Origin of the sequence: Peribacillus acanthi (genome assembly GCF_003073175.1) — a bacterium.
Taxonomy (GTDB): domain Bacteria; phylum Bacillota; class Bacilli; order Bacillales; family DSM-1321; genus Bacillus_BN; species Bacillus_BN acanthi.
The window spans coordinates 100,408-112,553 of sequence record NZ_QBBX01000014.1 but is presented as its reverse complement, the minus strand read 5'-3'; the positions used below and the strand labels follow the sequence as shown (position 1 = coordinate 112,553).

Annotated in this window: 11 protein-coding genes and 1 pseudogene; 1 reads left to right on the top strand and 11 read right to left on the bottom strand. The window is 33.8% G+C overall.

The genetic code is table 11. The features are described from left to right. Positions 1-84 precede the first annotated feature (84 nt). From DBX25_RS14625 to DBX25_RS14610, 4 genes and pseudogenes are all read right to left on the bottom strand, one after another. A pseudogene (locus DBX25_RS14625) lies at positions 85-1,335 on the bottom strand (type I restriction-modification system subunit M); the annotation flags it as partial. A gap of 166 nt (positions 1,336-1,501) precedes the next feature. Continuing rightward, positions 1,502-2,689, bottom strand: coding sequence for a helix-turn-helix domain-containing protein (locus tag DBX25_RS14620; protein WP_108671552.1), 1,188 nt, complete (start codon positions 2,687-2,689; stop codon positions 1,502-1,504). A gap of 30 nt (positions 2,690-2,719) precedes the next feature. Next, positions 2,720-3,487 (bottom strand): DUF5986 family protein, encoded by a 768-nt coding sequence (locus DBX25_RS14615; RefSeq protein ID WP_108671551.1) that lies wholly within the window; start codon positions 3,485-3,487, stop codon positions 2,720-2,722. A gap of 376 nt (positions 3,488-3,863) precedes the next feature. Beyond that, entirely contained in the window at positions 3,864-4,514 is a 651-nt protein-coding gene (locus DBX25_RS14610; RefSeq protein ID WP_108671550.1) for an RNA polymerase sigma factor, read from the bottom strand. 96 nt (positions 4,515-4,610) lie between these two features. Here DBX25_RS14610 and DBX25_RS14605 point away from each other — a divergent pair, with 96 nt between their 5' ends. Next, positions 4,611-5,039 carry a VOC family protein gene (locus tag DBX25_RS14605; RefSeq protein WP_066441988.1) on the top strand — a complete coding sequence of 143 codons (429 nt, stop codon included), beginning with the start codon at positions 4,611-4,613 and terminating at the stop codon, positions 5,037-5,039. A 209-nt stretch (positions 5,040-5,248) separates the two neighbouring features. Here the strand turns inward: DBX25_RS14605 and DBX25_RS14600 are convergent, their stop codons facing one another. The 7 genes from DBX25_RS14600 to DBX25_RS14570 all read right to left on the bottom strand — a co-directional run. After that, on the bottom strand, positions 5,249-6,364 hold the full coding sequence (locus DBX25_RS14600; protein ID WP_157950983.1) for an AAA family ATPase: 1,116 nt from the start codon (positions 6,362-6,364) through the stop codon (positions 5,249-5,251). Beyond that, positions 6,354-7,205, bottom strand: a complete 852-nt coding sequence (locus tag DBX25_RS14595) for a DUF6414 family protein (protein WP_108671548.1) — start codon at positions 7,203-7,205, stop codon at positions 6,354-6,356. The genes DBX25_RS14600 and DBX25_RS14595 overlap by 11 nt, the downstream gene beginning before the upstream one ends. A gap of 140 nt (positions 7,206-7,345) precedes the next feature. Next, positions 7,346-8,188: a hypothetical protein gene (locus DBX25_RS14590; RefSeq protein WP_108671547.1), complete on the bottom strand. Its 843-nt coding sequence runs from the start codon at positions 8,186-8,188 to the stop codon at positions 7,346-7,348. A gap of 201 nt (positions 8,189-8,389) precedes the next feature. Further along, complete coding sequence (locus tag DBX25_RS14585; protein WP_108671546.1) at positions 8,390-9,439, bottom strand: restriction endonuclease PLD domain-containing protein; 1,050 nt, start codon at positions 9,437-9,439, stop codon at positions 8,390-8,392. 94 nt (positions 9,440-9,533) lie between these two features. Further along, positions 9,534-9,848 (bottom strand): hypothetical protein, encoded by a 315-nt coding sequence (locus tag DBX25_RS14580; RefSeq protein ID WP_108671545.1) that lies wholly within the window; start codon positions 9,846-9,848, stop codon positions 9,534-9,536. Between the two features lie 306 nt (positions 9,849-10,154). Beyond that, positions 10,155-10,445 carry a hypothetical protein gene (locus DBX25_RS14575; RefSeq protein ID WP_108671544.1) on the bottom strand — a complete coding sequence of 97 codons (291 nt, stop codon included), beginning with the start codon at positions 10,443-10,445 and terminating at the stop codon, positions 10,155-10,157. Between the two features lie 17 nt (positions 10,446-10,462). After that, positions 10,463-12,146: recombinase family protein (locus DBX25_RS14570; protein WP_240620331.1), on the bottom strand; the 1,684-nt coding region annotated here is incomplete at its 5' end.

Sequence of the window (12,146 nt, the reverse complement as noted above, 5' to 3'; positions counted from 1 at the left end):
TTGATAAAATTGGAAATCATGTGGCTCATTTTTAATGTGATCAAACTAATGAAAAGTGGCTCAAATTTAAATTATCAAATACACCTTTTGCTTTCTACTTACAAGGGATCCCATTTTTCGTGCATCAAGAAACAGAATTTCATCCTTTCTTGAACGGAATTCCCTATTGCCATCTTTGTTTTTACTTAAGAAAAATAAGCAACATGGTATTCCCGTAGTAAAGAACAATTTTTCAGGAAGTTGTACTATACAGTCCACATATCCTTCATCCACTAGCGTCTGACGTACTTCTTTTTCTTCTCTAACACCAGATGTCATGGCACCATTTGCCATTACAAATCCTGCTGTCCCCTGATCATTTAAGTGATAAAGGAAATGTTGCATCCACATGTAATTAGCATTACTGTTGGTCACTGGCCCAATTAATCGAGGGTCATTCTTAGCAATTCTATCTGCTCCCCAATCTTTCTGATTAAATGGTGGATTAGCAATAACATAGTCTGCTTTCAACTCTGGAAACTGATCGTCTAATAGTGAGTCACCCAAACGAATGTCTGCATTTAAACCATGAAGTAAAACGTTCATCTTTCCTAGGCGGACAGTTGTTGTTACATTTTCTTGTCCATAAAATGAAAGTGCACGTTTTCTTGGTGCATACTCTTCACTTTGTATAAACATTCCCCCTGACCCACAAGCAGGGTCAAATACTTTCCCCTGAATTGGTTCAAGCATTGCTACAAGTAATTCAACGATACTTGAAGGGGTAAAGAATTCTCCTCCTCGATTACCTTCAGATGATGCGAAGGAACCTATAAAATACTCATAAGTGCGACCTAAAACATCGACACTTGCTCTATCATTGGCACTGAAAACATCCCTCGAAAATACTTCTATTAAACCAGCCACATTTTCTGCTGGAATATTTGAGCCCTGATAAATACGAGGTAACATTCCTTCAAGTTCTGGGTTTTCTTCTTCGATTCGTTTCATTGCATTATCAATTATCTCTTTGATATTAGGTTGTTTTGCCTGTTGCATTATAAAAGACCATCGCGCCTCTTCAGGAACAAAAAATACATTTTCAGACATGTATTGGTCACGGTCTTCTATAATAATTGATTGTGTTTCTTTATCTTCTGTATACCAATCACTTGATGGGTCAGTAACCATTTGTTCGAGAGTTAAACGGCGTTGTTCATACTTGTTAGATAGATATCGTAAAAAGATTAAGGGTAATACATAATGTTTATAGTCACTAGGAGCAACACTCCCACGCATTTTATTTGCCGCATCAAATAAGTCTTTCTGAAAATCTATATCTGCTTGTGCTTTCATAACTTTTCCTCCTGAATTAAGAAACGAACTTCTATATAATTACCTATTTTATCATATATTTAAAAATCCATTTATAGGAATTAATATTAAAGTAATAGTATCTAAATTAACAAACACAGCCATTGAAGCTTTGCTTCAATGGCTGTGTTTACAAATTCCTTTTATTTTAACTTAACTTATTTTTCGCCTTTGACTCAAGTTTGTCTTTTATACTAACTATATTGTCTTTGTATACGTTAGTCTGAGTTTTTAGATATCCCTCTTCTAACCCTAGTAATTCTTCAACCTCTTCACGATAAAGGCTTAGTCCATAATGATCAGATAATTTATACATGAATTCATCACCAGTAATATAATTATTTTCAATTAGCAGTTCAACTGCCTGCTTCATTGATACTGGGTCTCTCATATCTTTAATATCGTCAAGTGGCTCTTTTGTTCTCCAACCTTTTTGACTAATAGAACGTTGCATATATTGGTATGTCCCATCAGAAATAACACCTAGTTTATAGGCACGCATAACCATTGCTCCAATAGAAACACACCACTTCTTTTTAAGTGTTTTATAATACATCAAATCATTAGGATGTATTGATACATCTTTATAAAAACTGTCTTTTGGTAAGAGAAATGCTGCAGCAAAATCATTTGCTTCTTGTTCTATTTGTTTAAATTCTTCTTTACTCAAATCATCAAGATTCATATATGGATCATGCAATACTTTATGTCCTAATTCATGAGCAACATCAAATTGACGTCTATAAAATGAATTCTTATCATTCCCTAGAACTATTGAATAGTATTGTTTACCATTTACCTCATGTTGTGAACCAAAGGCGTCTATTGACTTTTTATCGAGATTCAGGGAGGAAATAACGAAACCCTTTGTTTCAAGTAAATAAACAATATCCTTTACTGGCTTGTCCCCTAGTCCCCATGATTCCCTTAATCTTTCTGCTATTTCCTCCACATTTTCCGTGTCACGCTCTGTGAAATCAGGAACATCTAATTCTGGAAAATCTACGTATTCCTCCAGTAATGAACGAATAATGGTTAGATATTTAACTCTATCATGTTGCATTTCTCTTTCTTTTTTACCTGTAGTTAATAGGGAGCGAAAATAAGTATTTCCTGTCTTGACTTCAACCGAATTTTCATAAAAATATTCTTTGGGAAATCTTAACAACTGGCTTATTTGTAATAGTGATTCAAATGTTGGAACAGCCTTATCATTTTCATATTTAGAAATCATTTGTTTACTTACACCTAAATCATTTGCAAGGTCCGTTATCGTAAGCCCTCTATATATTCTTCCTTCTCTTAGTCTTGAACCATTGAATTGTCGTTCTAACACGCCATTTCCTCCTTATAATAAGAGGAGTTATTAACTATTTTCTTCCTCTATTAAATCCTCTTTTTCCTGTTTTTTTGTAGCAATATCATTCTCAAAGTAAGTTTTTCGTTTTTTAATTGATTGCTTAACTTTAGGAATTACTGTTACACTCTCAGTATTATCTATGACCTCTTCGTCTAATACAAGAATATTTCCATATTGCTCTTCTGGTACAAATGATGACCAATTCTCAACATCAAGTAGTTCAAAAAAGCGATTATACAACTTCGCTTCCACTCCTACTATTTTCCGGTCTTCTTCCTGAGCGACAATAAAAATTACTTGATTGACTAAAGGATATTCTTCTCCAAGAATTTTTTGTGCTTCTTGAATTCTTTTAGTCTCATAATCTTCAGGTAAAGTTGAGAACAGTGATGTTTGTTGATTATCTAACTCTACTGGCCCACTATTTAATGAAGTAAAAGCATGGAAATAATGAATTTTCTTGTTCCCAAGATTTTTAATCACAATATCCAAGTTCTTCTCTTTTGTAAATACGTATAAATCCCCAGTAATTTCATTCAAAACACAAACAAAACTCCAAATTCCTCTTCTTTTGGTTAAAACGAGTAACTTATTTTCAAGAGCAATCTGTTTAATCCGTCTAAATCGAATATCCCAAGCCCCGCCATTTTTAAAATTCCCTGTATCAAGGCCATACTCTTGTTTTATTTCGTTTACAACGTCATTCGTTGCTTCAGCAAATGCCTTCACCAAATCTCCTACAACTGATTGATTGATACCTGAAGTAATGTTCAACTACTGTTCCCTCTCTTCCTTATATCATTTATATTATTTAATATAACTATACTACATTTTCGATAAAAAAGTAAACCAAATGTTTTTATTTTCAGAAATAATAACCCTATCAAATATTGTTGTTGATGATAGATAATAAAAAATTCCATTGAATATTTGCTTCAATGGATTTCCTATAGTACATAAAAACCAATATTAATCTTTTTTAGAGTAGAGTACCTATAGAGCAGTATTATTTATTCCACCAACTTGTTCAGCCACTCTTTTTCAAGCACAACTTCCAACCTTTGCTTTACCACTATTTGTGATAATGTACAGTTCCATTTGTGGTAAAACTTATAGTACCATGTTGTGTTGGTGCGAATATGGGCGTATGTTAATAGGATTTAATTTCTAAAATATTTCCGTCCGGGTCTACAACATGGAATACGGAATGCAAAGAACTTCTTCTTACCTGAAAATTTTTTGACTCTAGTAGTCGATAAAAATAAAATATTTGCATCGGCTTAGATTCCCGTATTGCTTTAGTGAGTGCTAAAATAATTTCGTGATTAGGGGTCAGAACTTGCATATCTATATTACTGTTTTTAATTTTCAGTTTCCTTCTAGAGCGGTGAAGTGCTGTTTTAATAGATTCATTACTCACCCTTAACATTGACGCTATTTCTTTTGAAGTGTAGCCAAATACATCTTTCAAGGTGATAAGCATAGACTGTTTCAATGGCAAAGTGGTAAGTAAAATTTCAATTAAACTAAAGTGTTCTATTGAATCATATACTTCTCCATAAAATTCCTCTTTAAATTGTATTATTTCTTTACTTTTTCTTTTTTCGTCAATAAAAAGATTTTTAGCCACAGTACATAGAAAAGAGAAGTTGAACTCTCTATTCGGTTCTGTCTTTTTAAATCTATAAACCTTCAGCATCGTTTCTTGTACTAGATCCTCGGCTATCCAAGGTGGCCCTGACAACTTTAAGCAATATTTATAAAGTTTCTTAATCTCAAACTCTAAATTTTCAAAAATCATTTTTCCCACCTTTTTATTTAAATTTATTTATGTAAGTGTAACTTTTACACTATTATATTAGTTATAAGTAAGAATTTCATTTCAAGGAGGAAGATTATGTTTAAAGTAGGTAGTATTTTTATTCCAGTTACAGACATTGAAAAATCTACAGATTGGTATGTAAAGTTTCTTGGTGTAAAGATAATCGATAGTTGGGGAGATGGTGCTGGATTTTATTTACCAACTGGGTCAACACAATTAGCCTTAGTAAAAGTTAAATCCCCGCAACCCACTGAGTTTATTACCGAGGGTGACCAGAAGAATTCCTATTTTAATTTTGTCGTTGATGATATTGAATCGGCACATCAACATTTTAAAAATAATGGCATAGTTACTACTGAAATCGATGATTTTGGTGGAATGAAATTTTTTGATTTCTTTGACTTGGACGGTAATCCATTTAGTGTAGTTAATGAAGTTGATGGTTCTCCTTACCACTCAGATAATGTTAGAAAAATGCAAGAAAGAGATAAAAAGAATAAATAATTATTTATAAAAAAGAATTACCATTCAAATAGATTGGTAATTCTTTTTTGTATTTGCTTCCAACAGGAGATCTTTTATATACATATTCATTCTTTTAAAGTATTTTTTCTAGCCACTCTTTATCTAAAATAACTTCAACTCTTTGCTTTACCACTATTTGTGATACGGTTCTCCGTAGTGTATCTAAATGAGGTTTTTATTAGTTATGTCTACAAAATTTCACGTTCTTTTAAAATTTTGTAACTTAAATATTTCTCAATAGTATTCTTGATTACCCTTGAATTGGTTAAGTTGCTTAGTTCACCAGCCAATTCTGCTAGCATAGATTCTCTGTCAATCGATAACAGAATGTCTTTTTCCTCTTGTGGCAGGCTTTCAAAAGATTCATTGAATCGACTAGTCAATAATAAATACTTATCCTCATCGCTTAATTCTTCGAACCGAATACATTCAGTAATTCTAGAAAAGATAGCTGAACCTACATTCTTTTCAATTTCATCTTTTGTGGAGTAGTTTGATGTACAAATGAAAATTGCATTGTCGACTTTAGCGGTATAATTCCTATCTTCTATTTTCCCCTCGTCGAAAAGTTCATAAAATGCACTATATAAATTAGGGTTTACTTTATCAAACTCATCAAATAATACAACATTGGTCTCTCTGTAAAGTAAATCCTTCGCTAAACTATCCTCTTGAGGGTCTGAACCAAACAAAAATCTGAAAGCGTGTTCTGTTTGATACATTGATAATTGAAATCTTTTAATATTATCATTATCATATATTGCTTCGGATATTATTTTAGCTGTTTCAGTTTTTCCCACTCCAGGAGGGCCATAAAACATAATGACTATTGGTTTGTTACTGTGCCGAACCCTTGATACATTAATGACAGGTAGTAAAACGTTTTGTACATGTTCTTGTCCTATAATCCTCTCTTGATAAATCCTTTTAAGTTCTGTTAGTTTCTCTACTGCAAGCTTCCCATAGTCATGGTATTTTATCTCCACAACATGATTCCTTTGAAGTGATGCGACGATATTGTTTGGTGGATTTTGAAAGTAAATATTCTCACATTCCAAATTTCTAAACAAAAGCATTATATTGTTGATTAAACTTGTAGACATTGAAGCGTACTCTTGTCTATAACAAACTATCGTGTTGTAAGTGTATTCTCTTGGACTCCAAGATGAATCTTCTGTTCTAATAGTAAAAGAGCGTTCTGTTTCAACTACTTGCATCATTACTTCATTCATTGTCACAAATGAATCTTCATCAATAAACTCTTTAAAAGCATTATCTGGACCATAAAAAATGTTAACTTTCATTATTAGCAACTCCAGCCAATATAACATCGTAAACACTTAAAAGTTTTTCGTTACTCTTTTTTTCATTTTTAGAGCCTTCATTGTTCTCTCTTTCAACAAGATTTTCAAAGGCACTATTATTATCTGTGGACTTTTTCTCACCGAATTCGGATTCCCATTCTAAATGAGATTCTTCACATTCTCCCACCTTTATTCCAATAACAGTTAACTCCATCTTTGTTAAATCATTAAGTCTATAGTTGTTTCTTAATGCATTGAAATTAAATCGGAATACTTTCTTGTTTGTATCATTATTATGAACTGAGACTAATTCGTAGTAACCCTTTGCATCACTGAAAATCTGGTCTAATGCACTTAGCTGGATAGGCATATCGCTACCAAAAGATTCTTCTTTAATTATTTTTAACATCGGAGAAATCATCTTTAAATAAGTGACTGAATTGGGAACAAATCCAAGTCTTACTTTGTCAAAGATTCCAAAATTCATTGCTAAATTTTCTGGTTGCTCATTTTTATCTATATATACATCTTCTAAGAAATTTGATAACACAGTACTACTAAGTGTTTCACTTACTTTGTTATCTCCAGTTCTATTGTAGGATGCAGTCCCAGCAATCCTACCTTTGATTCCAAACAATGAATCAACTATAAATGAAAGTATCTTAGGGTCGGTTGATGCCTCAATGCCCACTTCTCCAGCAATTTTTTTCACACGTTGAATGATATCCGTAGATACTTTATCATAACGTCCACCATGCTTTGCCTCTAAATAATCTAGAGCAGAACCCTCATCAAAATAAACTATCTTTAAAAAGTGAGCTTTATTTTTTTCCTTTTTCAAAGCAATTCCCCCGATTTATAAAGATATCTCTATTAAATAATGATTTCTTATAAATTCATCAAAAGCCACTTTTGACATTACCTAAGCAATACTTATGATGAAGCCTAATATTCACTTTTCAATACCTTAAGTCTAATCTACTATTTTATTAAAAAGGAACCTAATCTCCATTGATTCCACTGATTCTTTTTTTCTGCTCTCCCAGGAGCAACACAAAAGTCATTTATTACCGTAGCATCTCCTGAATAATCAAATGGAAGTGAATCTTTATTTTGATTTACATATTGAGCAATATACTTACGGGCAGCAGTTATACCTGATAAATCGTCTTGTAATAGCTCAATCTTATCATTATAGAATTTATCTACCTTATATGGTTTATGTGACTTACTACCTGTTATAATAAAATAAAGTTCGTCACTCTTATTTATATGACCTATAATTTCTTTAGGCATACCTGACGAACGTCTCTTGGACCTGAATTTATTTTTTAATATTAAGAAATTTTGTAATAGATAACGAAGAACTTCATCATCAGTTTTAATCTCTTCCAAACTCTCCATAATATTATCCCATGTAAGGCGAATAACTTGAACATCTTCCTTACCTATCAATCTTTTATGTGCTGATATTTGTCCCTCATCTAAAACTCCTCTTATTTTGAATTCAAAAAGTATATTGAAATTTTCTCCACAAATCCATGCATCTGGTATTGACCCGGAATTATCCTCTAATTCTGAATGGGGTAAACCACTTTTATATGGAGCAATACCAATAACAAACTCATACTCTTTTTGTGGTTGGGGGCAAAATTTCTTTCTTGTATGTATAGACAAGGAAGTATGTTGAAAATCAAGAGATTCCTGCGGTATTAATTCCTTAAGAAACTGAGGTAAAATTAATTGGTTTTTATAATCTAAGATACACATTAGTATGTGTGTATAATGGTCTTCTTCTTGTCCCTGATACTGAAAGATGTTCAATCTTTTGCCTCCTAAAAATTGAAATTTCATTGAAAATTTATCATGGAATTCATAACCATCAACTTTAAGCATTTAAAATGGAGAAGATGGAAATAGACTGAGTAAATCTTTCATAGTTTCTTCGCCTATGTCTATTCAACTTAACTCATATAAGTTGAACTTAAATAGTATTCAACCCACATATTTTTTTCTTTACTGAACTTAAGCCTTATCAGCAACAGAGGCATCTATTATATTAATTACATGACTAGCAAATTCTTCTGTCAGCTGAATTTTATCCAATCCAAACATTAACCCATTAAGGTTTTTTCCCTTATTATTTTTAGTTATAGGTGCAATAAAATCGTATGAAGCTTGTATGCTTGAAATTGTATTATCAAAAGTATTCCATCTTTGACTATAAGCTGGACAAAGGTTCCTACCTTTAACTTCCCAAGGCCATCTGCTAGACGTCCCTTCCAAATAATAAGGACCTTCAATAACTTCAAAGTAACCTAACAACTTAGTCGTTCCCACACCGTAGCATATGAGAATATCTCCTGCTCTTACAGAAGTAGGTTTCTTCTTAGAGAAATGAAGCTCTTGTATATTTGTCGATAGTCTCCTCTGCTCAGAAAAGGGCTCGTCCGATACTCCAACAGGCTTAATAAAGTAACGTTTATCAGATGTAACTGTATGCTTTCTTTTTTTCAGTATATCACTGACAGTTAAACTTATTTTTGGTTCTTTAGACACAGGAGTTGCTTTTGAAAAGGCATCTATCTTTTTTATTATTTCTTCTAATTCTGTAGTAGTTAATACTCTGCTTTCAACACTATTGATTTCACTAATTAATTTTAATAATACATTACTATCGTCAACTAGAACGCCCCATTCATGATTAGTTTCTAATCCAGAATTAGTAAAATTAGCAGAAGTAATAATACCTTGGACTGGCACTCCTGATTTCAAAGATACATAGATTTTTCCATGCAACTTATTGTCAATACGGACGTTGAAACTTATATTATTCCTTTGGCAATTCACACCAAAGGAATAGAGTGAGTTTGATTTTTTTAATAAATCAGGACTATTATCTTTTAGTGTAGTTATCAACGAAATATGTCTGATATTCTTACCGTTTAGGTCTCTAAAAAAATCATCAAATGACTCCATTAGGAATGGACTTATTATCATAAGCTCATCTGCATTTAAGAGAATTTTTTTAACTTCAATATAATGGTTAGAAAAAATATTATTTAATAGTTTCATAATCTCCCTCACCTCATAGAGCTGTAACAATTTACCTATTTTAGTATACATTATTTTTGATTTCTATAAATAGTAAGGGAGAATTTACTTTCTTTTACACTTTCAAATAGTAATGTAATTGTATTTCTTCTAACTGAGAAATTCCTATTCTCAAACACAAGTAAGAATTTAATTGTATTTCTTCAACATATTCAAGTTCTAATCTATTTTGTAACAGTAAGTCTAATTCTTTAGAATCCTCAACTATTAATATTGCTTGATGATTTTCAAGAAGAAATTCTTCCATCCTTTCACCATTACTTAGATAATCGTATAAGTGAGAAAACTCACTGCTTAGGTAGTTTAACAATTCATCTGGTATACCTCCTGCAAGGTTATTAAGGTCTGTCAAACATTGAATCCTTTTCATCAACGATAACTCCTTGAAGGATTCTGTGTAACCTCTGATACTAAACAAGCTACAATTCCAACCACTGTTCCCATTAAAAAGTATTGCATTTTAATTCCCCCTTTATTTTTCGGCTACTGTTTTCTTCACATACACATAGATGGATACGCCAAACGCCACACCTGCTTTAAAAAGGTCAATTGGTGTCATGAACTCACCTCCTTTACCGTAAAATAAAACACGAAAAAAGAGACGAAAACTCTTATAGAGCAAACCTCTCTGACTTGTAAACGTATTGATTGTTCTACCTTTCCGACTGCCCATTTTTCATTCAAAGCTAATAGGCTTAACAAGTTCACCATCTTTCACCAAACCAATTCCGATATCCTTTAAACCATGCTTATCCTGAAATAAGTACACAACGTTCGATGCACCGCCATCGTAGAAGAATACCCAACATGTTAGTTCTGGTTTGTTTTCATCTGGAATAGTAGCCTTTACCGCTTCGTTGCTTACGTCATTTACTGAAAGAGTTCTAACATCCGCTTTCCAGTCCTTCCAAGCTAAATGTGGGTGATGCTCCTCCATGTAATTCCTGAATACATTAATAACGCTCATAGGTAATTTGCTCCTTTTTATAGATTAATTAAAATAGAAAAAGGGGGAGAGAACTCATCCGTAATAGATGAATCCTCTCCCCCTTTAAAGGTGAAGTGTTTTGCAACTTCTTTATTGAGTTGTATTTGTATCGTATCAATCTTTCGGTTCTCATTGATGGTGATTTGACGGATGAGCAGGTGCATCAGCCTTTTCCTCTGCTCTCTGGTCAATGACTCTTGATAGGCACTTTTGAAGTTCTGCATAACCTGTTTGACCATTGAAAAGTTTATGAGTTGTGTACCACCTTGCCCCATCTGCAGTTCAATTGGAGAAAGTCTCTCTTCAAGTCGTTCCTTTTCTTCATTCAAAGTGGATAACCGCTGCACAAGGTCTGCTTTTTGAATCAAATCATCTTCGTACAAACCAAGGACCTTCTCTTTCTTTTGTTGATTGGATTCTAGTGCCTTTTTCAAGGTCTCATATTCGTGTTGAAGCGGAGAAGAATCTCTTTCTTTCTTATTATTTATCCGTTCAACAATTTGCTCTATAAGCACGTCACTTGTGGCTATGTTTGATAGCTTTTCAAGTACATGAGGGTCTGCATAATCCGTTCTTACTCCATTCGAGCGACAAACCGCTGAACCTTTGTTCTTCCAAGCTCCACATACATAATACTCCAGAACCTTTTTTGTTCCGTCTTTGAGTGTATTCGTTGTCCTCCCAATCACCATTCCTGCCCCACATGCAGGACACTTCATGATACCAGTGAGCGGGAACTCGCCGTCATGTATTCGGTTAGGCTTGCCGGTTCTACTAGCCATGATATTTTTTGCTTTTTCCCATGTTTCTTCTGAAATGATGGCTTCGTGCTGCCCCTTTTCAATCACAGGGTGAGGATTGATATTGTTTCTTCTCTTCTCGTTCCAATCTCTTCGGACATTGTAACGTATAAATCCTGCGTAAAGGGGATTGCTTAGAATCGTTTTTACCCCGTTGATGGAGAAGTCTTTGTTCTTTTTTGTCCGGTGTCCTTCATTGTTGAGTTTGTTTGCGATGGATTTGTAACCATTCCCCTCAACGTAAAGGTCAAATACCTTTCGAACCGTTTGGGCTTCTGTTGGATTAACAACAAGCTGTGAGAGCTTTCTCTTTCGATTTTCTCCTGGGACGCTTACGACATCATAACCAAGCACTTGACCGCCATTCCAGGAACCTTCCTTTGCTCGTGCCAACATCCCCATTTTTACGTTTTGAGCGATATTGTCTCGTTCAAATTCAGCAATGACCGCCAACATCCGAAATTGCATTTTTCCTGCTGGAGTTTCTGTTTCGTAGCGTTCCGTAAATGAACGAAAAACAATGTTTCTCATTTCCAGTTCTTCGACAATATTTAGTAAGTCTTTTGTTTTACGAGAAAAACGGTTCACCTTCCAAACGAGCACTAAGTCAAAGTCTTTACCTTTGGCATCATGTAGTAATTGTTGCAAGGCAGGTCGTCCCTTAATATTTTTCCCACTTTTACCCCTATCCACGTATTCCTTATGGACAACGTAACCTTCTCGCTCACACATTTCCCTTAGTACTCGGACTTGTTCATCAATACTGTAGCCTTCCTCTGCCTGTTCCAATGTGGAGACTCTAGCATATATAGCTGCTCTTTTCTGTGTTCCAGTTCGGCTGAATTGGTCAAGCTGGTCGTCGAGCTGTCTCGCATAGTTC

Coding starts and splice junctions, on each gene's coding strand:
- DBX25_RS14610 (WP_108671550.1), bottom strand. CDS start 4,514: ATGATTTTTGAAAATTTAGAGTTTGAGATTAAGAAACTTTATAAATAT.
- DBX25_RS14605 (WP_066441988.1), top strand. CDS start 4,611: ATGTTTAAAGTAGGTAGTATTTTTATTCCAGTTACAGACATTGAAAAA.
- DBX25_RS14600 (WP_157950983.1), bottom strand. CDS start 6,364: ATGAAAGTTAACATTTTTTATGGTCCAGATAATGCTTTTAAAGAGTTT.
- DBX25_RS14585 (WP_108671546.1), bottom strand. CDS start 9,439: ATGAAACTATTAAATAATATTTTTTCTAACCATTATATTGAAGTTAAA.
- DBX25_RS14580 (WP_108671545.1), bottom strand. CDS start 9,848: ATGAAAAGGATTCAATGTTTGACAGACCTTAATAACCTTGCAGGAGGT.
- DBX25_RS14575 (WP_108671544.1), bottom strand. CDS start 10,445: ATGAGCGTTATTAATGTATTCAGGAATTACATGGAGGAGCATCACCCA.